Raw genomic sequence first — 24,058 nt, 5'->3', positions numbered from 1 at the left:
CACTCCTTTCCCAATCCCAAGGATCTACTTACCCAGACAAAAGCTCGAAAAGATCTCATCGAGAACCATTTCGACATCCACACGTCCGACAAGGCCATCCAAAGCGCGAACGGCGCTCCGTAATTCTTCCGCTGCCAGTTCGGCGCGGTCCTGTCCAAACTCTATCTCGATTCGAGCACGCTCCAAAGCGTCGAAAGCACGCAGCATTTCCTGGCGATGCCTCTCACGGGTTGCAATTCCAGCGGACTGCACCCGGTCTTCCAGAATGGACGTGATCTTTTCGATCAACCGATCAATCCCCTGACCCGTTTTTCCCGAAATCCGAAACCCTTCGCCATCGGTCAGATCAGCCTTTCCAAGGGCGACGATGTCACCCTCTGTCGGGTTGATCCCGAGTTTCGCCTCAGGTTGGTCCAGAAGGAAAATGCGAAGATCAGCCGAAGCCGCGCGACTTACCGCACGATCAATGCCGATGGCTTCGACCTGATCAGAGCTTTCACGAATGCCGGCCGTGTCCAAAAGCGTGACCGGAAGCCCAGCCAGATCCATACGGACCTCAATCACGTCTCGGGTTGTCCCGGCCACTTCTGATGTGATTGCCGCATCGCGACCGGCCAGCGCATTCAGGAGCGTAGACTTTCCGGCATTTGGCGGGCCGATAATGGCGATTTCAAACCCGTCTCGAATACGTTCCGCAATTTTTGCGCCATCTACTTCGCGCCCCAGACTTTGCATGACACCGGACAAAAGATCATCAACTTCCGGAGACACATCTTCTGGCACCTCTTCATCTGCGAAATCAATTGTGGCTTCCAGCAAAGCCGCGGCGCGGATCAGATCTCGGCGCCAACTTTCTGCAATCTCTCCCAACGCGCCGGACAGAACATTCAGCGCCTGCTTCCGCTGCGCCTCAGTTTCGGCGTCCAGAAGATCCGCAAGCCCTTCCACCTGCGCCAGATCCAGCTGTTCATTTTCCAGCGCACGACGGGTGAATTCCCCCGGTTCAGCCATACGGAGATTTTCGAACTTTCCAAGCTCTTCCAATACAGCCCGGACCACGGCGGTTGAACCATGCAACTGAAATTCAACAACATCTTCGCCGGTAAAGCTTGCCCCGTATTCAAAGCAAATCACCAGGGTTTGATCGAGATAGGTGCCATCCAGAGCGGTCAGCCGGCGCAGCCCTGCTTTGCGCGGTTCCGGCAGCGATCCCGCAAGAGTTTCGGCGGCCAGAAACGCTTGTGGCCCGGATATCCGGACCACCGCGACGCCCGCCTTACCGCGAGCAGATGCCAATGCAAAGATTGTATCCATATCTAAGCCATTGTTAATTCACAAGAATTATGCGTTCATCGAGTCGAAGAATTCGCCGTTTGTCTTGGTCTGTTTCAGCTTTGAAATCAGGAACTCAATCGCATCCGTGGTGCCCATCGGGTTCAGGATACGGCGCAAAACATAGGTTTTCTGCAGGTCCTTGGCATCCACCAGAAGATCCTCTTTCCGGGTGCCGGATTTCAGGATGTCAATTGCCGGGAAGACGCGTTTGTCAGCCACTTTGCGGTCGAGCACGATTTCCGAGTTGCCGGTGCCTTTAAACTCTTCAAAGATCACTTCGTCCATCCGTGACCCGGTGTCGATCAGCGCGGTAGAGATGATGGTCAGCGAACCGCCCTCTTCGATATTCCGGGCAGCACCAAAGAAGCGTTTCGGACGTTGCAACGCGTTGGCATCCACACCACCGGTCAGAACCTTACCCGATGACGGCACCGTGGTGTTGAAGGCGCGGCCAAGGCGGGTGATCGAGTCGAGCAGGATCACCACGTCGCGCTTATGTTCGACCAGTCGCTTGGCCTTTTCGATCACCATTTCAGCGACCGCCACGTGACGCGACGCGGGTTCATCAAAGGTCGAGGAGACAACTTCGCCTTTCACTGATCGCTGCATGTCGGTCACCTCTTCGGGGCGTTCATCAATCAGCAGCACGATCAGGTAACATTCCGGGTGGTTGGCTTCGATCGAATGGGCGATATTTTGCAGCAGCACGGTTTTACCGGTGCGCGGCGGCGCCACGATCAGCGAGCGCTGGCCTTTACCGATCGGCGAAACAAGGTCGATAATCCGGGCAGAACGATCTTTGATGGTCGGATCTTCGATTTCCATCTTCAGGCGTTCATCCGGGTAAAGCGGCGTCAGGTTGTCAAAGGCCACCTTGTGTTTTGCCGCTTCCGGATCGCCAAAGTTGATCTTTTCCACTTTGGTGATCGCGAAATAGTTCTCGTTCTCGCCGGGGGCCTGAATGATGCCTTCAATTGTGTCCCCGGTGCGCAGCGAATACTGGCGGATCACCGTGGGCGAGACATAGATGTCATCCGGGCCCGGAAGATAATTGGCTTCGGTTGAGCGCAGGAAACCAAACCCGTCCTGGACCACCTCAAGCACACCATCGCCACCGATGATCCACTCCTCTTCGGCCAGTTCCTTGAGAATCGAGAACATCATCTCGCCTTTACGCATGGTCGAGGCGTTTTCGATTTCAAGCTCTTCGGCCATCGCCACAAGCTCTTTTGGGCTTTTGGCTTTCAGATCAGCCAGATTCAGACGGTTTTCGGACATAGGAATAGCCTTGCGATACGCATTAAAGCGTCGTTGGAACAGATGTGCAGTCGTGAAGATGCATTGGCCGGACGGCCTGCTTGTCTGCCACATAGGCCAAAGGGGGCCGGTGAGTCAAGAAATTCGGGGTGATCTCAGTATTTGAACACCACGGAGAAGACGATCAGAAGCATCAGAAGCGTGGGCAGCTCATTCATCATGCGATAGCGCCGCCCGGGCAGACGATTGGTGCCTGCGGCGAATTCCTTGCGCCGGGCTGCCAGCCACATGTGAAACCATGTCATCCCAAGCACGGACCCACCTTTGAGCCAGGGCCAGAGGTCACTCCAATCCACCACACCGGGCGTGGCCACAAGGCACAGACCAAAGATCCAGGTTGAAATCATCGCAGGATTCATGATCGCCTTCAAAAGCCGTCTTTCCATAATCTGGAACAGATCATCGGTTTCATTACCCGATCCGACCACTTCCGCGTGATAGACAAACAGGCGCGGCAAATAGAACAAGCCAGCCATCCAGGCGATGACGGAGACGATATGCAGGGATTTGGTCCAGAAATACCAATCCGAAAGAATGTCACCCATGTTATGCCTGCCTTTCTGACGCGCCCGTTTTTCCCTTCTTAAAATAATAAATATTTAAAAGAAAAGATGATGATTATGTAGGGTCTGTGGATAATGGGGATTATTGGTTTTTCCCGGCCTTTTTACACAGGTGGACAAGTTTGCTCTTTGATCGTGGACAAGTTTCAGCTTGCCAAGTTTTCATAGCAGATTCGGGCCCAGCTGGCTGGGGATAACTCGGCGGATGAAAGCCAGCCCGTTGGCCAATTTGTTTTTCCCGTGGAAAACTTCTCAACAGTGGAAGATCTGCGGATTTTCACGTAGGAACTGAGGAACTATCCGCAGGTGCAGAGGGAGGGTTCAGTTACCCCCGGATGCAAACACCGGAACAAACAGAGTTTTTCCACAGGGTTTTCCCATGGCGACACAATTCATCCTCGCATCAGGCTCCGAAATTCGGGCAACACTCCTGCGCAATGCAGGGCTGAGCTTTGAGGTTATTCCTGCACGAATTGATGAAGATATGATTAAAATGTCACTTAAGGCAGAAGGCGCCCATTCGCGTGACCTTGCGGATGCCCTAGCCGAATTCAAAGCCCGGAAGATCAGTGAAAAATACCGAAACGCGCTGGTTTTGGGATGTGATCAGGTGGCTGATCTGGGCGGAGAGGTGATGTCAAAACCATCCACCCAAGAAGATGCAATCTCCCAACTTACTGAAATGTCGGGAAAAACTCACCGGCTCCTCTCTGCTGCCGTGCTGTATCAGGATGGCAAACCCCTCTGGCGCCACGTGGGATCGGTGCGGATGAAAATGCGCGACCTCAGCGCAGGCTATATTCAGGACTATGTGGCGCGGAACTGGGACAGCATCCGTCATTCCGTTGGGGCCTATAAGCTGGAAGAAGAAGGGGTGCGCCTCTTTTCCAGCGTGGAAGGTGATTATTTCAATGTGCTGGGTTTGCCGCTGACGGAACTCCTGTCATATCTGATCGAACGAGAAGAGGTGATGATATGAGCGAACGTCGCATTCCGCTGGCTGGGGTGATCGGGGATCCGATCGAACATTCCCTGTCGCCGCGCCTTCATGGGTATTGGCTGAAAACAATGGGACTGGCCGGGCATTATGTGCCGATGCGGGTTGAGGTGAAGGACCTGGAAGAGGTTATCCGCACCCTTCCCAAGGCTGGTTTTGTCGGCTGCAATGTGACCATTCCCCATAAGGAAGAGGTGCTGAAGCTGGCTGATCTGGTGACCGATCGGGCGGCTTTGATGGGGGCGGCAAATACGCTGATTTTCCGGAAAGACGGCAAAATTCATGCGGATAACACGGATGGGTACGGGTTTATCGAAAATCTGCGTCAGGGTGCGAAAGGATGGAACCCAAGGTCAGGTCCAGCCGCAGTTTTAGGGGCTGGTGGGGCGTCGCGCGCCGTGATCGCCTCGCTTCTGGAAGTGGGTGTGCCGGAAATCTTCCTGTCAAACCGCACCCGCACCCGCGCCGATGCGCTGCGATCCGAGTTTGGCGCCCGTGTCACCGTGGTCGATTGGGTGCAGGCCGGCAATATGATTGAAGAAGCCCTGACCGTTGTGAACACCACCTCTCTGGGGATGGTTGGAAAACCGGAGTTGAGGGTGCCGCTTGATGGGCTGAAACCCGGACAGGTCGTGACCGATATTGTCTATACCCCGCTGAAAACACCCTTGTTGCAGACCGCCGAAGCAGCCGGGTGCCAGATTGTTGATGGTCTTGGCATGTTGTTGCACCAGGCGGTGCCGGGGTTTGAGCGCTGGTTCGGCGCGCGGCCTGAAGTGACTGAGGAGCTGCGCCGCGCAGTGCTGGGCCAATGAGCGCGCCGTTTATCATAGGTTTGACCGGATCAATTGGCATGGGGAAATCCACCACGGCCAAAATGTTTCACGCCTATGGGATTCCGATCTGGGATGCGGATGCAGCGGTGCATCGGATCTACGGCGCCGGTGGCGCTGCGGTTGAACCGATCAGATCCATCTGCCCCGAGGCGATCATTGACGGTGCGGTTGACCGGGATGTGCTTAAGGACTGGATCGGACGCGAGGCAAGTGCCCTCAAACAGCTTGAACAGATTGTGCATCCGCTGGTCGCCGAAGACCGGGCGCGGTTTCTGGCAGATTCAGGGGCGGATATCGTGCTTCTGGACATGCCGCTTCTGTTTGAAATCGGGGCACATGAACATGTGGATCTGGTGGTTGTCGTGTCAGCGCCGGCTGATCTGCAACGCGCCCGCGTGATGGAGCGCGGCACGATGAGCCAGCAACAATTCGAGACTATTCTTGCCAAACAAGTGTCTGATTCAGAGAAACGTGCTCGGGCTGACGTGATCATTCCGACCGAAACTCTGGACGGTGCCAAGGCGGCCGTAGAGGAAGTTCTGGCCCATATTCGGGAGAAGCTGAATGCGTGAGATCGTTCTTGATACTGAAACCACGGGATTTGATCCAAATTCCGGCGACCGGATTGTGGAAATCGGGTGTCTGGAGCTGATCAACCACATGCCCACGGGACGCACCTATCATCAATATATCAACCCGGAACGCGGCATGCCGGAAGAGGCATTTGGCGTGCATGGGATTGGGCCCGATCTTTTGCCGACACCCCGCCCTGCCGCGCCCGGTGAGGTGATTTTGAAAGACAAGCCTGTCTTCAAAGAGGTCGGACAGGCTTTTGTGGAGTTCATCGGGGACGCGCGGCTGGTCATTCACAACGCGGCGTTCGACATGAAATTCCTGAATGCCGAACTGAAATGGATGGGGCTTGCGGAACTGCCTTGGGAGCGGGCGCTCGACACGCTTGCGATTGCGCGCAAAAAGTTTCCCGGTGCGCCTGCCTCACTGGATGCGCTCTGCCGTCGCTTTGGGATCGACAACTCGAACCGAACCCTGCACGGCGCGCTTCTTGACAGTGAAATTCTGGCAGAAGTGTATCTGGAGCTGATCGGTGGGCGGCAGCCGGATCTGGTTCTGGCGGGTGGACCCGGCAGTGCATCAAACGAGGATGTGGCTGATAATTGGCGCCCAACCGCGCGCCCAAGCCCGCTTCCTTCGCGGATCAGTGATGCAGAAGCCGCCGCCCATGCCGAGTTTATTGACAAGCTGGGCGACGACGCGCTTTGGAAAAAACTGTCGGAGAGCTGATCCCCGGCAGGATCAGTTCTGCGTGGCAGTTTCTGCCTCTGCCGCTGCGCGGCGTTCGATTTCTGCACGATAAAGAGCAAGGAAATCAACGGTATCCAGGTTAAGCGGCGGGAAGCCACCATCGCGGGTCACGTCAGAAACGATGCGCCGCACGAAGGGGAACAGCATACGCGGGCATTCGATCATCAAGAACGGGTGCAGCTGTTCGTCCGGCACGTTTTCCACGTGGAAGATGCCACCATATTCCAGCTCAAGCAGGAAAAGCTGCTGACCGCCGTTCTTGTTGCGTGAACCCACGGTGAATTTCGTGGTGATTTCGTACTGGTTGTCGGCTGGGCGTTTTTGCGCATCCAGCGCCACTTCGACACTGATTTCGGGCTGCACTTCGCCTTCGACACCCTTTTGGGCCAGGATGTTTTCAAACGACATGTCGCGGATGAACTGGCCCAGGATTTGCATCTTGGGCGGCACGGGGGCTTGTTGTTCCTCGGCCATGGGGATCTCCTTAAGAATTTGGTTGGAAAGATGCCTAGCACCTTGCTCAGGCAGGCACAACCGATGTGGTCAAGTCCAAGGAGAAGGGGTTTTCGGAGCGGGGCAAAATCGCTAAAGGACGGGTATGAATACCAAGATCCCCACTTGGGTGGATGGCACCCTGACCCCGGTCGACAAGCTGGAGGCGCATGTGAAAGCGTTGCGCCACAAGGCGGTGTCGGTGTTTATTCTGCACAAGGGCAAGGTGCTGTTGCAGCAGCGCGCGGCCGGGAAATATCACACGCCGAACCTCTGGGCGAACAGTTGCTGCACCCACCCGCATTGGGATGAGGATCCGCGGGATTGTGCCATTCGGCGTCTGAGGGAAGAGCTGGGGATCACCGGGCTTGATCCGGTCTGGGTAGAGCAGCTTGAATATCGGGCGGATGTCGGGGGCGGGTTGATCGAACATGAGGTGGTCGACCTTTTTGTGATCCGCTGTGACACCCTGCCCAAGATTGATCTGAACCCGGAGGAAGTTCAGGCCACGCGCTGGGCCGATCCGGCCGCGTTAGACACGGATATTGCCCGGACACCGGAGGTCTTTACGCCCTGGCTCAGGATCTACCTGCGCGATCACCGGGCGTCGGTGTTCGGGGCCTGAGTTCGGGGCCTGACGCGGGCTGGTTTTTACCTGAGGCAGGGAAAACCGAAACGTTCTAGTGCTTGGTCCAGCCTGACGGGCCTTTTTCGACATGATGGGTGGGGCGTTTATCGGGGGACACATCGGTAAATTCGCCATCAATCACGTCGTCGTCACGGCCTGACTGCGGGCGGGTTTCGCTGAATTCAGCCTGGGTTCCCATGGTGAAGCTTTGAACTTTCACTTTTGATTTCAGATGGTTGAAAACTGCCCGCCGCACCGCAGGGATGAGAAGCGCAAAGCCAACCGTATCGGTGAAAAAACCCGGCGTGAGCAGAAGCGCCCCGGAAAACAGTATCATCGCCCCATGGGCCAGGGGTTCGGTCGGGTCCTGTAGCTGACCAAAGCTGTTGCGCAGATCCGCCATCGCCATCGCCCCCTGCGCGCGCATCAGCTGGGTGCCGATCACAGCGGTCAAAACCACGATCAGAAGGGTCGGCCACAGGCCAATCAGACCTCCTACCTGAATGAACAACGCGATTTCGATCAGCGGAACCGCTATGAACAGGGCAAAGAGCCACATGATACACCTCGTTTATTCGTTTGGCGTGGTGGACTTGTCCGCCAGCAGTACTTACATATGTTTCCGGTGAACGTGTTTCCAGAGCGTCCAGAAAATGAGGTCCATATGAGTTCTCCCCTGATCCAGCTTTTGGTGCTGGCCGGCATTGCGCTATTCCTGATCCTGCGCCTGCGCGATGTGCTGGGCACGCGCGAAGGATATGAAAAACCGCAGGTAACGCGGCAGGACAATCCACGCGCCACGCGGGGGAGTTTCGAGGTCATCGAAGGTGGACCGGACAGTGACATCACCGACCACGTGGAAGAGAACTCGGAGGCCGCCCGTGCGCTGGTGGCGATGAAGGCGCTGGAGCCTGATTTCTCGGTCGGAGAGTTCCTGGGCGGGGCGCGCGGCGCTTACGAAATGATCCTGATGGGATTCGAAGCAGGTGAAATGGCGGATATCAAGCCGTTCCTGTCGGACGATGTTTATGAAAGCTTTGCCATGGTGGTCGAAAGCCGCCGTGAGCAGGGTCTGACGATCGAAGCCAGCTTTGTTGGCCTGCGTGAGCTGAAGCTGGAAGATGCCACCTTTGATCCCGCCACAAATGAAGGTGAAATCACCGTGCGATTTGTGGGTGAGCTGACCTCGGTTGTGCGTGACAATGGCGGTGAGATCATCGAAGGCAACCCCAATGAGGTGAAGCGCCAGAAAGATATCTGGACCTTCGCCCGCAAGATGGGCACCGACAACCCGAACTGGCAGCTGGTGGCCACTGGCGGATGATCTTTCGGGGGCTGGCATGTGCGCTGGCCCTTTGGGGCGGCCCTGCGTTTGCAGGTCTTGGGGATCAATTGCCCACCGATGCGCGCGTGTCCGTCGTGGAGTTCACCGAGCTGAAAGGCTGGGCCGCTGACGATCATGATGCGGCCCTTTCCGTTTTCATCGACACGTGTATTGATCTCGATGAACCGCTTTGGGCGCCCCTTTGCGCGGTGGCGCAGCGCCATTCGCTGAGTGGAGGGGCCGGGCGCGCTTTTTTTGAGCTGTTTTTCCGTCCGGTGCTGATTGAGAACGGGATGGACCCGCTGTTCACCGCGTATTACGAGCCGGAGATTGCGGGGTCGCGCATCCGGACCGAGACATATCGCTATCCTGTCTATCGCAAACCCAGTGGCCTTCCTAAAGGGCAGGCCTGGCGCACCCGGCGCGAGATCGAGGAAGGCGGCGCGCTGGTTGGGCTTGGGCTGGAAATTGCCTGGGTGGCGGATCCGGTTGACCTGCAATTCCTGCAGATCCAGGGCTCGGGTCGCATTCGCCTGACCGATGGCAGCGCCATCCGTCTGGGATATGGGGGAAATAATGGCCACGCGTTCAAATCGCTTGGGAAAGAGATGGTGCGGCGCGGGATTTACAATCCGCATCAGGTTTCGCAGGCGGTGATCCGCAACTGGGTCAAACGCAATCCGGTGGATGGTCATGATCTGCTCATGTCCAACAACTCCTATGTGTTTTTCCGTGAACTGGAGCAGCTGTCCCGTGACAAAGGCCCTTTGGGGGCGATGAACCGATCCATCACCGCGCAACGGTCGCTGGCGGTTGATCCGAAATATACGCCCCTGGGGGCGCCGGTCTGGCTGGAAAAATCGGGGACAGAGCCATTCAGCCGTCTGATGGTGGCGCAGGATACCGGGTCGCGGGTCAAGGGCGCGCAGCGGGCGGATATTTTCTGGGGCACCGGAAAACAGGCGGGCATTCTGGCGGGTAAGATCCGTGACGGGGGGCGGATGTATGTTCTGATGCCGATCCAGCGCGCCTTTGCGCTTGAGGTTGAGGAGTGATCCATGGCCCGACGTCCGCGCAAGCTGAATGAAGAGGAAAAGGCGCTTTGGCAGAAAGTGGCTGAGAACACGCAGCGCCTGCACCCTACCCGACCGGAAACAGGCACTCTTCCAGCGGAAAACACAAGGCCGGCCCCTAAACCCCCTGAGGTCAAGACCCCTCGTTTTCGGATTGGAGAGGCCGCACATCCCCGCAATGCAGGGCATGATCTTGCCCCTCCGATGGCGGATCAGATCGCTCAGCAACGTCTGGCCATGGACAAGAAAACCTTTGGGCGGATGAAGAAGGGGCGCCTGTCACCCGAAGCCCGGATCGACCTGCATGGCATGACCATCGCCCAGGCCCACCCGATCCTGACCCGCTTTATTCTGGAGGCCGTGGCGGATCAACGGCGGCTGGTTCTGGTGATCACCGGGAAGGGCAAGCACCGGGACGAGGGCGGACCCATTCCCGTGCGTCACGGGGTGCTGCGTCATCAGGTGCCGCATTGGCTGCATATGCCGCCGCTGAAACAGCATGTGTTGCAGATATCAGAGGCGCATCTGAAGCATGGCGGCCAGGGGGCCTATTACGTCTATCTGCGCCGGTTGCGTTAGCCATCGTCCGGCTGGCTGGGGTTGCCAATCACCAGCTTGGTGGCGTTCTGCACAACAAGAACCGTTCCCGGCAACAGGTTCGGACCACGTGTCTTGCCGATTGTCCCCACCAGATCAGGAACCGAGCGGATCAGTTTGAGAAATCCGGGGGAGGACAGCGCGACATTGTGATCCGCCAGCCCGTCTGAAAAGGCGGAGATATCGACAAGTGTCACATCCAGATCCGCAAGCGGGCCAATATCTTCGGCATTGCCGAGCCGGGCAGTTTGCCCGGTCAGCCCGGCCGAAAGGCGCAGTGCCTTGTCCTTGGTTGAGCTGAAAATATAGAAAGGCTGCGGCAGTTTCCCGATCCGCTTGGCCTGCTGGCGAAACAGGTCAATATCAATATCCGGTGACAACAGAAGAACACCGCCGATCCGTCGCATCACCGATGTTTCATTGGAAATTGCCAGCTGACGCAGGCTTTCCATGGTCAGAAGCGCGCCCATCGAATGGCCGATCAGGATCACTTCTTTCACCCCGGAACGCAGCGTGGCGCGGATCAGCTCTTCCAACCCGTCGCGGGCATAGAGCATGCTGTCCCGATCATAGCCATATCCCAGCGGGTGCCCGGCGCTGGGCCAGGAATAGTGGATCGGCAGAAAGGGCAGATCCAGGTCTTCGACCAATTGGGCAAAACGATAGAGCCCTTCGGAGAAAGTGTTGTTGAACCCATGCACAAAGATGGTCGCAACCCGCTCATCCCCTGTGCGCCCCCGCAGCGCCTTTTGCACAGCCTTGGTAAAGCTGCTGCTGTCCCGGTAGCTGGCGAAATCATCGACTAGGAAATGTTTGGCGGGGTCCGGCGTTGCATTGTAAGGCCAGGTCACGCTGCCGGTTTCACGCTCGGGGGGAACAGAGACATCCACCCGTCCAAAGACCAGCTCTTCGCCGCGATTTCCGGTGGGACGACCGATAAGCAGGTCGAATTCACGCGTGGTGCCGATAAAGATCTTCTGCACGTTTCCGACCTCACCCGCGCCGGCATATAGGGTGATTTCACCCCGCGGAGCGCAGGCCATCAGCGGAAAGAAAACGAAAAACAAAATAAGTCGGCGCACGGTCAATCACTCTCAAAGTGTTTCGGAACGGGCATGAGATACGGGAATATATCGAAATGCCTTGTTATTGATCTTTTTCACCACGTTCCTGTCTTTCCCCGCGACAGGTTAAAACCGAAACGCATTCAGCGGAATAGAAATGAGTATAGCTGAGAAATGAAAAAACGCCGCCCTGATCCGGGCGGCGCGTTCATTTGTCTGAAACTTGTGCCTGATCGGGCGCAGATATCAAAGGACGTACCGGCTCAGATCTGCGGATTTCATCAAGGAGCCCAGGTTGTCATCGACAAAGGCACGATCCACGGTGACAATCTCGCCGCTGCGATCCGGGGCTGAGAAGCTGAGCTCCTCAAACACGCGTTCAAGCACGGTATAAAGGCGCCGGGCACCGATATTTTCCACATCCCGGTTCACGTCAGCGGCGATCTTGGCAAGGGCCGCGATACCGTCTTTGGTGAACTCCACATTCACGTTTTCCGTGCCCATAAGCGCGGTGTATTGCAGCGTCAGGGCATTGTCGGTTTCGGTCAGAATGCGCACGAAATCCGCTTCGGTCAGGGCGCGAAGCTCAACCCGGATCGGAAGACGCCCCTGCAGTTCCGGCAGCAGGTCCGAGGGTTTGGCAATGTGAAATGCCCCCGAGGCGATGAACAGGATATGGTCGGTCTTGACCGCCCCATGTTTGGTCGAAACGGTGGTGCCTTCGATCAGCGGCAACAGGTCGCGCTGCACGCCTTCGCGTGACACATCCCCACCGCGGGCTTCTTGGCGGGCGCAGACCTTGTCGATTTCATCAAGGAAAACAATGCCGTTCTGTTCCACCGCTTCCAGGGCGGCCTTGGTGACGGTTTCGTCATCCAGAAGTTTGTCGGCCTCTTCCCCCATCAGAATGTCATAGCTTTCGCGCACGGTCATCTTGCGCCGCGTGGTGCGCCCGCCAAAGGCCTTGCCGAACATATCCCCAAGGTTCAGCATTCCCATGCCCTGCCCCGGCTGTCCCGGCATGTCGATCATCTGCATCGGGTTGGAATTGTCCACCACGTCCAGTTCGATCATCGTGTCGTCAAGCAACCCGTCCCGCAGTTTTTTGCGAAACATCTCGCGCGTGGCGTCGCGGGCATCACTGCCGGCAATTGCTTCGATCACCCGCTCTTCGGCGTTTTCTTCGGCCCGCGCGCGCACATCTTCGCGCATGTGGTCACGGGTCTGTATGATCGCCGCATCCACGAGGTCGCGGATGATCTGTTCCACATCCCGGCCCACATACCCCACCTCGGTGAATTTCGTGGCTTCGACCTTGATGAACGGCGCGCGCGCCAGCTTTGCCAGCCGACGCGAAATCTCGGTTTTGCCGACGCCGGTCGGCCCGATCATCAGGATGTTTTTCGGATAGACCTCATCGCGCAGATCAGCAGAAAGCTGCTTGCGGCGCCAGCGATTGCGCAGCGCCACGGCAACCGCGCGCTTTGCATCGTTCTGGCCAATGATGAAGCGATCCAGTTCGGATACGATTTCACGGGGGGTCAGGTCGGTCATTTGCTGATTTCCTCAACCGTCAGATTGCCATTTGTATAGACGCAGATATCCGCCGCAATCGCCATGGCCTTGCGCGCGATGCCCTCCGCATCCAGATCGCTTTCCATCAATCCGCGGGCCGCCGCGAGGGCAAAATTGCCGCCAGATCCGATGGCTGCCACATCATGTTCCGGCTCCAGCACATCCCCTGCCCCGGTGATCACCAGAAGCTCGCTCCCGTCGGTCACGATCAGCATCGCTTCGAGTTTTTGCAGGTATTTATCCGTGCGCCAGTCCTTGGCCAGCTCAACAGAGGCGCGCGCCAGCTGTCCGGGCGTGGCTTCCAGCTTGGCTTCCAGACGTTCAAGCAGGGTAAAGGCATCGGCGGTTGATCCCGCAAAGCCCGCCACCACATCAAATCCGCCGGGGCTGAGCCTGCGCACCTTGCGCGCGGAGCCTTTGATCACGGTCTGGCCCAGGCTGACCTGCCCGTCGCCTGCCACAACCACCTTGTCCCCTTTGCGCACCCCAATGATCGTGGTGCCGTGCCAGCCGGGAAAGTCCGTATCCGCCATAATGCCTCCAAATCCGTTTCCCCCTATATGGAGGTGGGGCACGGGGCAGACAAGTTCTTGTTCCTGAAAAGCTGTGTCGCGGCTCAGGGACGACCGTGCTAGGCCTTAGTCGAGCCAGCCCCGCAAGTTGCGTTCCGCCACACCGACCAGCGCCTTGATGTGGGCGTCATCATCATTCAGGCAGGGGATATAGGTGAACGTTTCACCGCCCGCCTCAATGAAGGCTTCCTGGATCTCTTCCTGAATTTCCTCAAGGGTTTCAATGCAATCCGCCGAGAAGGCCGGGGCGATCACCGCGATGTTTTTCTTGCCGGACTTTGCCAGACGCGCCACTTCTTCGACCGTATAGGGTTTCAGCCATTCCTCGGGACCGAATACGGATTGAAAGGTGGTTGTGATGTCTGCCTCGCTCCAGCCCAGCCGCTCGCGCAGCAGGCGGGTGCTTTTCTGGCACTGGCAATGATAGGGGTCGCCTTCGGTCAGGTAGCGGATCGGCATGCCGTGATAGGACACAACCAGAAGATCGGGCCGTGTGTCGAGCGCCGCATATCCCCGCTCAACTGACTGCGCCAGCGCGTCGACATAGGCCGGGTCGTCGAAATAGGGCTCGATGGTGCGCGAGGCAGGTTGCCATTTCTCTTCCATCAGGGCACGGAAAAACTGATCGTTTGCCGTGCCCATCGTGGCGCCGGCATATTGTGGGTAGAGCGGGAAAAACAAGACCCTATCACAGCCGTTAGAGACCATTTCAGACAGTTTCGACTTGGTGGATGGATTGCCATATCGCATGCAGAAATCCACCATGACCTGATCACCGTAAAGCTCTGCCAGTTCAGCCTGCAGCTTGGCCACCTGCTGCTTGGTGATGGTCATCAGCGGGCTTTCCCCAAGCTCCTCATTCCAGATCGACTTATAGGCTTCGCCCGAGGATTTCGGACGTTTGGTCAGGATAATGGCCTGCAGAATCGGCTGCCATTTCCAGGCCGGGTAATCAATCACCCGCTTGTCAGACAGAAATTCGTTCAGATACCGACGCATTGACCAGTAATCATAGCCATCCGGGGTACCCAGATTGGCAAACAGAATGCCCACTTTCCGAGGTTTGATGGCGGGGTGGTCTGTGGGTTTCTCCATGATCATTGGCTTGCTCCTGCGCGCATGTTCTTGGTCTCAGATAGCGACTTTTCGGGGTGGGTCAATTGCTTCGGCTCTATTTCGGGAGTTTTGTCTCATCGGTGCCAAGGGCATCGGCCAGCCTTGCGGCGGCAGATCCCGGCCGAAGCGGTTTGGGTTGGCTGTCATCCGGGGCCCATCCGGTCAGGGTTATGAATTCGAAAGTTGCCGAGATGCGACCCTGTTCCGCCGGAAAATGCGATTTGTAATGCTGATCAGCGGCGATGAAAAAGCGGCGCGGCAGTGGCCGGGGGTTGCGGGCGGCAAGCGCGTTCCGCTCTCCCATCAGGCGCAGATCCGCCATCAGCGCAAACAGGTCCTTATAGGATACGGTTCGCGGGGCACTGTCTGCCACCGGAAGGGCGAACCCAGCGCGCTGCAGCAAAGCCCCCAAATCGCGGATTTCCCCCATGGGGGCCACACGAGGAGACAGCCCGCCCATCATTTTGGTCTCTGTTTCAGCCAAAACAGCGCGCAGCTCGGCCAGGGTCTGCCCGCCGAAACACACGCCAAGAAACAGGCCATCGGGTTTCAGGGCAAGTCGTGATTGGATGAGTTGCCCAACCGGATCATTGGCCCAGTGAAGCCCCATCGCGTGGATCACCAGATCATAGTGACCTGCCTTCAGCGGCAGATCATCCCGGTCATCGACAAGGGTGGCTTGGGGGAAGGCGGGTCCCCAGACCTGCGGGAAACCAGTGACAATGGCGATGTTTTTAAACGTTCTGTTAACCATATCCAGGCGATCATGGACCTCATCCACTGCAAGGGATTGCAGGAACATCCCATCCGCGTGGGACCGGGCCCGGTTGCGGGCCAGGCGTTCGGGGTCGGTAAGGGCGTGGGGCATCTGGCTTGCTCTGGTCATAAGCTGGGACCATAGAAGGAGAAACAGGAAATGCAATCCGCGCTTCGTCTGTTGTATCCGCCTCAATGCGTGTGCTGCGGTGATCAGGTGGAAAGCGAGTTTGGCTTATGTGGCGCCTGTTGGCGGGAGACCCCGTTTATCGAAGGGGTGGTGTGTGATCTGTGTGGTGCCCCCCTGTTGGGAGAAGAAGACCATCATGTCAGCCATTGTGATGATTGCCTGAAAACGGATCGTCCCTGGGGGCATGGGCGGTCGGCCTTGCAGTACCGGGACAATGCCCGGCGCATGGTGTTGGCATTGAAACATGGCGATCGGACCGATCTGGCGCGCCCGGCGGCGGGTTGGATGGCGCGGGCTATTGCCCCTGTCCTGCCCCAAAATGCGCTGATTGTGCCAATTCCGATCCACTGGACCCGCCTCCTCAAACGGCGGTTCAACCAGGCGGCGGAGCTTGGCAGGGCCCTGTCGGACCGGTTGGAGCTGGAATTTGCGCCCGATCTGCTGATCCGCCCGCGACGCACATCTGTCCATGATGGGCTGTCGGCGGAAGAAAGGTTTGAAAACATGAAAGGTGCGATCAAACCCCATCCGAAACGGCAGCACACCCTGTTAGGACGCCACATCCTTCTGGTCGATGACGTGATGACATCCGGGGCCACTTTTTCCGCAGGAGCGGACGCTTGCCTTGATGCCGGGGCCGCGTCGGTCACGGTCTTGTCATTGGCACGCGTTGCGAAAGAGCCCTGACATCCTATATATCCTTGGCAACAAACCGAGGATCACCATGCAACCCGTTACCATTTACACCAGCGCCCTATGTGGCTTCTGTCACGCGGCAAAGCGCCTTTTGAAGCAGAAAGGCGTGTCCTTTGATGAGATCGATGTTGGGTTTGATCCGGCGCGTCGGCAGGAAATGATGGCGCGCGCAAATGGGCGTCATACCGTGCCGCAGATCTTTATTGGCGACAATCATGTTGGCGGATGTGACGACCTTTATGATTTGGACCGCGCCGGTAAGCTGGATGGCGCCCTGACCGGGGGGCTGTGATGAAAATCGGGTTGGTGCAAATGACCTCGGGTGAGGATATGGGCGCCAACCTGACCTCAACCCGCAATGCCTTGCGCGCGGCGGCGGCAGGTGGGGCCGGGTTTGTGCTGACGCCAGAGGTTACCAACCTGCTCTCCTCTTCGCGCAGAACGCAGGAAGCGCAGATTTCCCATGAAGAAGACTGTGCATTCTTGCGTGAAATTCAGGAGGAGGCCCGGGCGCTGGGCATCTGGGTGTTGCTGGGATCGCTTGCGGTGAAAACCCATGACCCGGACGGGCGGTTTGCCAATAGATCCTTCCTGATTTCACCCCTTGGCCAGATCACGGCCCGATATGACAAGATCCACATGTTTGATGTCGAGATCAATGCGCAGGAAAGCTATCGCGAAAGTGCCCATTACAGGCCCGGTGAGCAGGCCGTTCTGGCCGAGACGGATTTCGCGCGGATCGGCATGACGATCTGCTATGATATCCGGTTTCCGCATCTCTACCGGCAATTGGCGCAAAACGGCGCCGAGATCCTGACCGTGCCCGCTGCTTTTTCCCCGGTAACAGGTGCGGCCCATTGGGAAACGCTGCTGCGCGCGCGGGCGATTGAGACCGGTTGTTTCGTGCTGGCGCCCGCTCAATGTGGGCAAAATACTGAAAAGCGTGCGACATTTGGACATTCACTGGTGGTTGCGCCTTGGGGGGAAATTCTGGCAGATGGGGGGAAGAAACCCGGCGTCACTCTGGTCGATATCGACTTGGATGAGGTAAAGCGGGCCCGGGCGCGTGTGCCCTCTTTGACCCATGATCGCAAATATGAAGGCCCCTGAATGTCCGACCAAAGCACAAATCAAAGCAGGGATAACCTTTCTGTCGCGCTGTTCAGCGAGATGTTCATGGCCGATCAGCTGGCCCGCAACCGCCTGTCGAAAGCTCTGCCCAAGGGGATGGAGCTGAGCCATTTCTCTGTTCTGAATCACCTGGCACGGTCAGGGGAAGAGAAAAGTCCGGCGCAGCTGGCAAAGGCGTTCCATGTGACCCGCGGCGCCATGACCAACACGCTGAACAAGCTGGAATGGGCCGGGCATATCCATATCCGCCCCGACTGGGATGATGCGCGGCGTAAGTTCGTCACCATTTCCCCTGCCGGGCGCGCGGCGCGGGATGCGGCGCTGCAATCCATCACTCCGATCATTGGCAATATGGTGACAAAAATCGGCAAGGACCGGGTGAAGCAGGCCCTGCCGGTGCTGCGTGAAATGCGGCAATTGCTGAGTGAGGCGGAATGACGTCGCTGGTGTTTCCAGCGATCTCCCCGCGATCTCATGATGCATTTCGGTTGGTGCGCGTTTGCGACACTGCCCGGTCACGCAACGCTTTAGTCCTTTCCAGCCTTGCGCCGCATGCGCCGGATTGACCGGCTCATGATTTTCTGACGCTCCGCGATCGTTTCATCCAGACTGCGTCGCTTGCGTTCAATCCGTTCTTCCAGAACCAACAACCGCGCGCGCTCTTCCGGCGTGACATGGTCGCGCCAGGAGCTGTGGGTGCGGATCAGGTTTTCGGTTTTGTCGCTCATCTTCTGTGGGTGTATTATGTACAGTGGGTGCCGCTGTACAGAAAGCAAACAGATCTACACTATCTCATAGAAATCCGTTTATTTTCAAATTATTACACTAGTCTTTCCTGGGTTTCACGCTGGCAGTCACATAATTAACCGACAGGTCCCGATCCGAGATCGACCACTGCCAGGAAATCGGGTTGAACACAAACCCCTTGCGGTCCACCACCCGCAACATGCTTTCTGCCAGCAGGTCCTCAAGCTCATCGGGGGTGATGAATTTCGACCATTCATGTGTGCCTTTGGGCAGCCAGCGCATGACATGTTCGGCGCCGACGATGGCGACCATGAAACTTTTCGGATTGCGGTTGATGGTGGAGCACAGGAGCAGCCCGCCGGGTTTGAGCAGGTTCTGGCAGGAGATCAGGAACGCCAGCGGATCGGCCACATGTTCGATCACTTCCATATTCAGCACCACGTCGAACCGTTCGCCTGCCTCTTCGATCGCTTCAGCGGTGGTGTGGCGATAGTCGATCTCAAGCCCCATCTCTTCCGCATGCGCCCGGGCCACCGGGATATTGCGCTCGGTGGCATCCGCCCCCACCACATCCGCACCCAGCCGCGCCATCGGTTCCGACAAAAGCCCACCCCCACAGCCGATATCGAGAATGCGCAGTCCGGCAAAGGGTTTGTCATCGGACAGGTCCCGGCCAAACTCTGCCGCGATCTGGCTGGTGATGTAATCCAACCGCACCGGGTTCATCATGTGCAGCGGTTTGAACTTGCCGGTTGGGTCCCACCACTCCGCTGCCATGGCGGCGAATTTCTCCACTTCGGACGGGTCAACAGAGCTCTGGGTCATCTCACGTCTTTCTGATAGCAGGGGCCTGAATGGCGTTATATAGTATTTCCATGGACAAGGCCGCAGGAAAAAACAGCACAGCCGGAGGGCTGTATCCCCCGATTGAACCATATGATCGGCATATGCTGGATGTGGGGGATGGTCACAAGCTTTATGTTGAGCAAAGTGGCAATCCGCAGGGGATGCCGGTGGTGGTGTTTCACGGTGGGCCGGGGGGTGGCAGCTCGCCTCAGATGCGCCGGTTTTTTGACCCGAACGCCTATCGGATTGTCCTGTTTGACCAGCGCGGATGTGGCCGGTCGCGCCCGCATGCCGAGATTGACGCCAACACCACCTGGCATCTGGTGGCTGATATCGAGCATATCCGCCTGACCCTTGGCATTGATCGCTGGATCATTTTTGGCGGCAGCTGGGGCGCAACGCTTGCGCTGATCTATGCGCAGGCCCATCCGTCACGGGTGGCATGGCTGGTGTTGCGCGGGGTGTTTCTGGCGCGCAAGGCTGAGTTGGATTGGTTCTACGGGGGTGGCGCGGGACGGTTCTGGCCCGAGCTGTGGGATGACTTCACGTCGATGGTGCCGCATGACGAACATGAGGATCTGATCGCGGCCTACAACCGCCGTCTGTTTTCCGGCGATTACGCGCAGGAGGTGCGGTTTGCCAAGGCCTGGGCCGGGTGGGAAAACGCGCTTGCCTCGATCCAGAACCGGGGCCACATGGTGGATGCGCCGGCAGATTACGCCCGTGCCTTTGCCCGGCTTGAAAACCACTATTTCGCCAATGGGGCCTGGCTGGAAGAGGGGCAGATCCTGCGCCATATGCCAAAGATTGCCCATGTGCCCGGCACGATTGTGCAGGGGCGTCATGACATGATCTGTCCGCCCGGATCGGCCTATGAATTGCACAAACGCTGGCCCAGCTCGACCCTGCGTATGATCCATCTGGCCGGGCACGCGCTGTCAGAGCGTGGGATCACGGATGAGCTGACTTACACGATGGACAAGCTGGCGCGCCAACGCGACACGCTGGGTGTCTGACGCCGGCTTTGGTGCGTCCGCGCAGGCCATTCTGTGCGCCCTGCCCTATTGTGCAAATCCGCCTCTCTGCGCAGACTGGTGGGGCAGCCAATCTGGATGGGAGGAGAGACCATGGCAGATCAGCCGAAAATTGAGGCACGCGACAACGGCCCCCTTGTGGCCAAGGGCGTCAGCAGTCTGGAAACCGCAACCGGCCAGGCGGAAGAATGTAAGCCGGTCATGGGTCTGTGCCGATGCGGCCAGTCGAAAAACAAACCCTATTGTGACGGCAGCCATGTCGAGGCCGGGTTTGACAGCAGCCCCGGCACACCCGCAGGGCGCGATCGGCTGATCGCCTATGAAGGGGCCGAGGCCACGGTTTATTACAACCCGATGCTGTGTTCGCACGCTGCCGAATGCGGGCGGATTGCCAAGAATATTTTCAACCCGGCGGAAAAACCATGGGTGCAGCCGGACAAGGGCACGATGGAGGAGCTGCGCGCGGTGGTCACCGCCTGCCCCTCTGGTGCGCTGTCCCTGAAAGGCGCGGATGGTGCTGTGGAACATCTGGTGCCGGAAGGCCCGCAAATCCGCGTCGAAAAAAACGGACCCCTGTGGGTGCGCGGGGTGGAGCCACCGGTCTTGCCAAAGGGCGAAGGGCAATCTGCGCAGAAATATGTGCTCTGCCGGTGTGGCCTGTCGGGCAATAAACCCTTCTGTGACGGGTCGCACCGCGATGCGGGGTGGAAAAGCGATGACTGACACCCCATCTCCTCTACAAATTGCATTTGCAGATTGATTAAAGCGTTTCGAGTTCACGCTATGGCTCAACGCAAACTCGAAACGCTTTAAAGGAGAGGCGCATGATCGCGGCGGATAAATTCTGGAACAAGGTTGCCGAGAAGTATTCTCGCGATCAGATCAAGGATATGGCGAGCTATGAATACAAGCTGGCCAAGACGCAGGAACATATGCGGCCTGACATGGCGGTGCTGGAATTTGCCTGCGGCACCGGGTCGACCGCGCTGATCCACGCGCCCCATGTGGCCGAATATCACGCGGTGGACCTGTCGTCCGAGATGATCCGTATCGCGCGGGCCAAGGATGGCGCGGACAAGATCAGGTTTGAGGTGGGCGATTTCACCACCATGGCGCTGGAGCCGGAAAGCGTGGACATGGTGCAGGGCCATTCGATCCTACACCTGCTGGACGATCCTGCCGCCGCGATCCGCAAAGCCTATGACACGTTGAAACCCGGCGGGGTGTTTGTCACCTCCACCGCCTGCCTGGGCAAGCTGTGGTGGCTGAAACTGGCCCTGCCGATTGCGCAGATGCTGGGCAAAGCACCCTCCGTGACATGGTTCACCGAAGATGCCCTGCGTCAGATGATGCAGAGTGCGGGGTTTGAGATCGTCGAAGACTGGAAACCCGAAGGCGGCATTACCGCGCTGTTTCTGATTGCGAAGAAGCCGGAATAAGTGCTGAAATGGGGGCAATGTCCCTGCCCCCTTGCATTTCCCGCCAATCCCGCCTATATCCCAATTCAACAGCGGCGCGTCGGGGTCCAAACTCGAAGCTCCACCGGTAAGACGAACGGGCCCGCTGGCCCGTTTTTTTGTTTTTGGGGGATTGGTATCCCGATGACCCCCGATAGGAGAATACAGTGACCGAACTGGTTGCCAAAACCGCAATGGATCAGCGCCTCGCCGGCATCGTCGGCCCGGTGATCGAAGGCATGGGATTTGAATTGGTACGCCTGCGTCTGCAGGGCGGCAATACGCCGATGCTGCAGATCATGGCCCAACGTCCCGATGGTGGGATCGAAGTGGATGAATGCGCCGAGATCTCAACCGCGATCAGCGCGGTGCTCGACGTGGAAGACCCGATTGAGGACAATTACACGCTTGAGGTCGGATCCCCCGGCATCGACCGCCCGCTGACGCGCCTCAAGGATTTCGACGCCTGGCAGGATTACACCGCCAAGATTGAAACCACCGAACTGATTGACGGGCGCAAGCGCTTCAAGGGCACCCTGATGGGGACCGAAGGCAATGAAGTGCTGATCGAAATTGAAAACCAGGGCGAGATGGTCACCATCGGCCTTGATTTTGACTGGCTGGCAGACGCCAAGCTGGTCATGACCGATGAGCTCATCCGTGACGTGCTGCGTGCGCGCAAGGATGCGGGCCAGATCGACGAAGCCCAATTTGACGAAATTCAGGAAATCACCGGTTCCGAGGAGGACTGACCATGGCAATCACGTCTGCCAACCAGCTTGAACTGCTGCAAACCGCCGAGGCCGTGGCCCGCGAAAAGATGATCGACCCGGCGCTGGTGATCGAAGCGATGGAAGAAAGCCTCGCACGGGCCGCCAAATCGCGTTACGGCGCGGAAATGGATATCCGCGTGTCGATCGACCGCAAGACCGGCCGCGCCACCTTTACCCGCGTGCGCACCGTTGTGGCGGATGAGGAGCTGGAGAATTACCAGGCTGAGTTTACCGTCGAACAAGCCAAGCAATACATGGAAAACCCGCAGGTGGGCGACGTGTATTCGGAAGAGGTTCCGCCGGTTGAGATGGGCCGGATCGCCGCCCAGTCCGCCAAGCAGGTGATTTTGCAGAAAGTGCGCGAAGCGGAACGCGATCGTCAGTTCGAAGAATTCAAAGACCGCGTTGGCACCATCATCAATGGTCAGGTCAAACGCGAAGAATATGGCAATGTCATTGTCGACGTAGGCACCGGCGAAGCGATCCTGCGCCGCAATGAAAAGATCGGTCGTGAAAGCTATCGCCCGAATGACCGCATTCGTTGCTATGTCAAGGATGTGCGCCGCGAAACCCGTGGCCCGCAGATCTTCCTGTCGCGCACTGCGCCGGAATTCATGGCGGAACTCTTCAAGATGGAAGTGCCGGAGATTTATGACGGCGTGATCGAAATCAAGGCCGTGGCTCGTGACCCCGGTTCGCGCGCCAAAATCGCCGTGATCTCCTATGACAGCGGCATTGACCCGGTGGGGGCCTGTGTTGGTATGCGCGGCTCGCGCGTGCAGGCGGTTGTGAACGAGCTGCAGGGTGAGAAAATCGACATCATCCCGTGGAACGAAGATCAGCCGACCTTCCTTGTGAACGCGCTGCAGCCGGCCGAAGTGTCGAAAGTGGTGCTGGATGAAGAAGCCGGGAAGATCGAAGTTGTGGTGCCGGATGAGCAGCTGTCGCTGGCCATTGGCCGCCGCGGTCAGAACGTGCGTCTGGCGTCCCAGCTGACCAACCTCGATATCGACATCATGACCGAGGCAGAAGAGAGCGAGCGTCGCCAGAAGGAATTCGCCGCCCGCACCGCCCTCTTCATGGAAACCCTGGATCTGGACGAGTTCTTTGCCCAGCTTCTGGTGGCCGAAGGCTTCACCAACCTCGAAGAGGTGGGCTATGTCGAGCTGGATGAACTGCTGGTCATTGACGGCGTTGATGAAGGCACCGCACAGGAATTGCAGGCCCGTGCCCGTGATTATCTGGAAGCTCAGGCAGCCAAGGCCCTCGAAAACGCCCGTGCAATGGGCGCCGAGGACAGCCTGATTGCGTTCGAAGGTCTGACCGCGCAGATGGTTGAGGCCCTGGCAGAAGACGGTGTGAAGTCGCTGGAAGATTTTGCAACCTGCGCTGACTGGGAACTGGCCGGTGGTTGGACCACCGTGGATGGCCAGCGCGTAAAGGATGATGGCTCGCTTGAGAAATTCGGCATCTCGTTGGAAGAGGCACAGGATATGGTCATGACCGCCCGCGTCATGCTGGGCTGGGTGGACCCGGAGGAACTGTTGCCCGAAGCCGAGGAAGGTGACGAGGAAACCACCGAGGAGGCTGAGGCCTGATTTCAGGCCTCAGAGGTC

At 57.9% G+C, this 24,058-nt stretch carries 29 protein-coding genes; 17 read left to right on the top strand and 12 right to left on the bottom strand.

Annotated features, from left to right (window positions below; translation table 11 throughout):
* Nucleotides 1-24: 24 nt before the first annotated feature.
* The 3 genes from mnmE to hemJ form a co-directional block, all read right to left on the bottom strand.
* Nucleotides 25-1,314, bottom strand: coding sequence for a tRNA uridine-5-carboxymethylaminomethyl(34) synthesis GTPase MnmE (mnmE, locus tag XMD517_RS10680; protein WP_173487856.1), 1,290 nt, complete (start codon nt 1,312-1,314; stop codon nt 25-27).
* Between the two features lie 27 nt (nt 1,315-1,341).
* Complete coding sequence (gene rho / locus XMD517_RS10675) at nt 1,342-2,613, bottom strand: transcription termination factor Rho (protein ID WP_173487857.1); 1,272 nt, start codon at nt 2,611-2,613, stop codon at nt 1,342-1,344.
* A gap of 134 nt (nt 2,614-2,747) precedes the next feature.
* Nucleotides 2,748-3,197 carry a protoporphyrinogen oxidase HemJ gene (hemJ, locus tag XMD517_RS10670; RefSeq protein ID WP_173487858.1) on the bottom strand — a complete coding sequence of 150 codons (450 nt, stop codon included), beginning with the start codon at nt 3,195-3,197 and terminating at the stop codon, nt 2,748-2,750.
* 397 nt (nt 3,198-3,594) lie between these two features.
* Here hemJ and XMD517_RS10665 point away from each other — a divergent pair, with 397 nt between their 5' ends.
* Genes XMD517_RS10665 through dnaQ form a run of 4 tightly spaced genes read left to right on the top strand, consistent with a single transcriptional unit; the run spans nt 3,595 to nt 6,350 of the window.
* The gene (locus tag XMD517_RS10665; RefSeq protein WP_173487859.1) at nt 3,595-4,194 is read left to right on the top strand and encodes a nucleoside triphosphate pyrophosphatase; all 600 of its coding nucleotides are present in this window, start codon (nt 3,595-3,597) and stop codon (nt 4,192-4,194) included.
* Complete coding sequence (locus tag XMD517_RS10660; protein WP_173487860.1) at nt 4,191-5,027, top strand: shikimate dehydrogenase; 837 nt, start codon at nt 4,191-4,193, stop codon at nt 5,025-5,027. The genes XMD517_RS10665 and XMD517_RS10660 overlap by 4 nt, the downstream gene beginning before the upstream one ends.
* A complete protein-coding gene (coaE, locus tag XMD517_RS10655; RefSeq protein ID WP_173487861.1) occupies nt 5,024-5,620 on the top strand; it encodes a dephospho-CoA kinase in 597 nt (198 codons plus the stop codon). The genes XMD517_RS10660 and coaE overlap by 4 nt, the downstream gene beginning before the upstream one ends.
* The gene (dnaQ, locus tag XMD517_RS10650; protein WP_173486249.1) at nt 5,613-6,350 is read left to right on the top strand and encodes a DNA polymerase III subunit epsilon; all 738 of its coding nucleotides are present in this window, start codon (nt 5,613-5,615) and stop codon (nt 6,348-6,350) included. The genes coaE and dnaQ overlap by 8 nt, the downstream gene beginning before the upstream one ends.
* Before the next feature lie 12 nt (nt 6,351-6,362).
* On the opposite strand, the gene secB is transcribed toward dnaQ, so the two are convergent.
* Nucleotides 6,363-6,845 carry a protein-export chaperone SecB gene (gene secB / locus XMD517_RS10645; RefSeq protein ID WP_173486248.1) on the bottom strand — a complete coding sequence of 161 codons (483 nt, stop codon included), beginning with the start codon at nt 6,843-6,845 and terminating at the stop codon, nt 6,363-6,365.
* 124 nt (nt 6,846-6,969) lie between these two features.
* Here secB and idi point away from each other — a divergent pair, with 124 nt between their 5' ends.
* The gene (gene idi, locus XMD517_RS10640) at nt 6,970-7,488 is read left to right on the top strand and encodes an isopentenyl-diphosphate delta-isomerase (RefSeq protein WP_173486247.1); all 519 of its coding nucleotides are present in this window, start codon (nt 6,970-6,972) and stop codon (nt 7,486-7,488) included.
* A gap of 55 nt (nt 7,489-7,543) precedes the next feature.
* Here the strand turns inward: idi and XMD517_RS10635 are convergent, their stop codons facing one another.
* Nucleotides 7,544-8,050 (bottom strand): FxsA family protein, encoded by a 507-nt coding sequence (locus XMD517_RS10635; RefSeq protein ID WP_173486246.1) that lies wholly within the window; start codon nt 8,048-8,050, stop codon nt 7,544-7,546.
* A 105-nt stretch (nt 8,051-8,155) separates the two neighbouring features.
* Between XMD517_RS10635 and XMD517_RS10630 the strand changes: the two genes are divergently transcribed.
* The 3 genes from XMD517_RS10630 to XMD517_RS10620 are packed head-to-tail and all read left to right on the top strand — an operon-like array spanning nt 8,156 to nt 10,467.
* The gene (locus XMD517_RS10630) at nt 8,156-8,815 is read left to right on the top strand and encodes a Tim44/TimA family putative adaptor protein (RefSeq protein ID WP_173486245.1); all 660 of its coding nucleotides are present in this window, start codon (nt 8,156-8,158) and stop codon (nt 8,813-8,815) included.
* The gene (locus XMD517_RS10625) at nt 8,812-9,870 is read left to right on the top strand and encodes a murein transglycosylase A (RefSeq protein ID WP_173486244.1); all 1,059 of its coding nucleotides are present in this window, start codon (nt 8,812-8,814) and stop codon (nt 9,868-9,870) included. Before XMD517_RS10630 ends, XMD517_RS10625 begins: the two co-directional genes overlap by 4 nt.
* A 3-nt stretch (nt 9,871-9,873) precedes the next feature.
* Nucleotides 9,874-10,467 (top strand): Smr/MutS family protein, encoded by a 594-nt coding sequence (locus tag XMD517_RS10620; protein ID WP_173486243.1) that lies wholly within the window; start codon nt 9,874-9,876, stop codon nt 10,465-10,467.
* Here XMD517_RS10620 and XMD517_RS10615 read toward each other — a convergent pair.
* The 5 genes from XMD517_RS10615 to XMD517_RS10595 form a co-directional block, all read right to left on the bottom strand.
* Nucleotides 10,464-11,468, bottom strand: a complete 1,005-nt coding sequence (locus XMD517_RS10615; protein ID WP_173486242.1) for an alpha/beta fold hydrolase — start codon at nt 11,466-11,468, stop codon at nt 10,464-10,466. The two genes, XMD517_RS10620 and XMD517_RS10615, sit on opposite strands and share 4 nt — an antisense overlap.
* Before the next feature lie 327 nt (nt 11,469-11,795).
* Complete coding sequence (gene hslU, locus XMD517_RS10610) at nt 11,796-13,103, bottom strand: ATP-dependent protease ATPase subunit HslU (protein WP_173486241.1); 1,308 nt, start codon at nt 13,101-13,103, stop codon at nt 11,796-11,798.
* Nucleotides 13,100-13,657, bottom strand: a complete 558-nt coding sequence (gene hslV, locus XMD517_RS10605; RefSeq protein WP_173486240.1) for an ATP-dependent protease subunit HslV — start codon at nt 13,655-13,657, stop codon at nt 13,100-13,102. The genes hslU and hslV overlap by 4 nt, the downstream gene beginning before the upstream one ends.
* A gap of 105 nt (nt 13,658-13,762) precedes the next feature.
* A complete protein-coding gene (hemH, locus tag XMD517_RS10600; protein ID WP_173486239.1) occupies nt 13,763-14,797 on the bottom strand; it encodes a ferrochelatase in 1,035 nt (344 codons plus the stop codon).
* 70 nt (nt 14,798-14,867) lie between these two features.
* A complete protein-coding gene (locus XMD517_RS10595) occupies nt 14,868-15,680 on the bottom strand; it encodes an SAM-dependent methyltransferase (protein ID WP_254450026.1) in 813 nt (270 codons plus the stop codon).
* Nucleotides 15,681-15,728: 48 nt separating this feature from the next.
* Here XMD517_RS10595 and XMD517_RS10590 point away from each other — a divergent pair, with 48 nt between their 5' ends.
* The 4 genes from XMD517_RS10590 to XMD517_RS10575 are packed head-to-tail and all read left to right on the top strand — an operon-like array spanning nt 15,729 to nt 18,023.
* The gene (locus XMD517_RS10590; protein ID WP_173486237.1) at nt 15,729-16,445 is read left to right on the top strand and encodes a ComF family protein; all 717 of its coding nucleotides are present in this window, start codon (nt 15,729-15,731) and stop codon (nt 16,443-16,445) included.
* A gap of 37 nt (nt 16,446-16,482) precedes the next feature.
* Entirely contained in the window at nt 16,483-16,746 is a 264-nt protein-coding gene (gene grxC, locus XMD517_RS10585; RefSeq protein WP_055187175.1) for a glutaredoxin 3, read from the top strand.
* Nucleotides 16,746-17,564, top strand: coding sequence for a carbon-nitrogen hydrolase family protein (locus tag XMD517_RS10580; protein WP_173486236.1), 819 nt, complete (start codon nt 16,746-16,748; stop codon nt 17,562-17,564). The genes grxC and XMD517_RS10580 overlap by 1 nt, the downstream gene beginning before the upstream one ends.
* A complete protein-coding gene (locus XMD517_RS10575) occupies nt 17,565-18,023 on the top strand; it encodes a MarR family winged helix-turn-helix transcriptional regulator (protein WP_173486235.1) in 459 nt (152 codons plus the stop codon). It abuts the gene before it with no gap.
* Between the two features lie 89 nt (nt 18,024-18,112).
* Here XMD517_RS10575 and XMD517_RS10570 read toward each other — a convergent pair whose 3' ends face one another.
* Both XMD517_RS10570 and ubiG read right to left on the bottom strand, forming a co-directional pair.
* The gene (locus XMD517_RS10570; protein WP_055187178.1) at nt 18,113-18,313 is read right to left on the bottom strand and encodes a hypothetical protein; all 201 of its coding nucleotides are present in this window, start codon (nt 18,311-18,313) and stop codon (nt 18,113-18,115) included.
* Between the two features lie 97 nt (nt 18,314-18,410).
* Nucleotides 18,411-19,157, bottom strand: coding sequence for a bifunctional 2-polyprenyl-6-hydroxyphenol methylase/3-demethylubiquinol 3-O-methyltransferase UbiG (gene ubiG, locus XMD517_RS10565; protein ID WP_173486234.1), 747 nt, complete (start codon nt 19,155-19,157; stop codon nt 18,411-18,413).
* Nucleotides 19,158-19,207: 50 nt separating this feature from the next.
* Here ubiG and pip point away from each other — a divergent pair, with 50 nt between their 5' ends.
* The 5 genes from pip (at nt 19,208) to nusA (ending at nt 24,040) form a co-directional block, all read left to right on the top strand.
* The gene (pip, locus tag XMD517_RS10560; RefSeq protein ID WP_173486368.1) at nt 19,208-20,194 is read left to right on the top strand and encodes a prolyl aminopeptidase; all 987 of its coding nucleotides are present in this window, start codon (nt 19,208-19,210) and stop codon (nt 20,192-20,194) included.
* A 111-nt stretch (nt 20,195-20,305) separates the two neighbouring features.
* Complete coding sequence (locus XMD517_RS10555; protein ID WP_173486233.1) at nt 20,306-20,935, top strand: CDGSH iron-sulfur domain-containing protein; 630 nt, start codon at nt 20,306-20,308, stop codon at nt 20,933-20,935.
* Nucleotides 20,936-21,036: 101 nt separating this feature from the next.
* Complete coding sequence (locus XMD517_RS10550) at nt 21,037-21,651, top strand: class I SAM-dependent methyltransferase (protein WP_217360456.1); 615 nt, start codon at nt 21,037-21,039, stop codon at nt 21,649-21,651.
* Nucleotides 21,652-21,836: 185 nt separating this feature from the next.
* Complete coding sequence (gene rimP, locus XMD517_RS10545; RefSeq protein ID WP_173486232.1) at nt 21,837-22,421, top strand: ribosome maturation factor RimP; 585 nt, start codon at nt 21,837-21,839, stop codon at nt 22,419-22,421.
* 2 nt (nt 22,422-22,423) lie between these two features.
* Complete coding sequence (gene nusA, locus XMD517_RS10540; protein ID WP_173486231.1) at nt 22,424-24,040, top strand: transcription termination factor NusA; 1,617 nt, start codon at nt 22,424-22,426, stop codon at nt 24,038-24,040.
* The last annotated feature ends 18 nt before the right edge of the window (nt 24,041-24,058 follow it).

Origin of the sequence: Aliiroseovarius sp. xm-d-517, assembly GCF_013283135.1 — a bacterium.
Taxonomy (GTDB): Bacteria; Pseudomonadota; Alphaproteobacteria; order Rhodobacterales; family Rhodobacteraceae; genus Aliiroseovarius; species Aliiroseovarius crassostreae.
The sequence above is the reverse complement of the archived record's forward strand: the minus strand, read 5'-3'. Positions and strand labels throughout refer to the sequence as shown.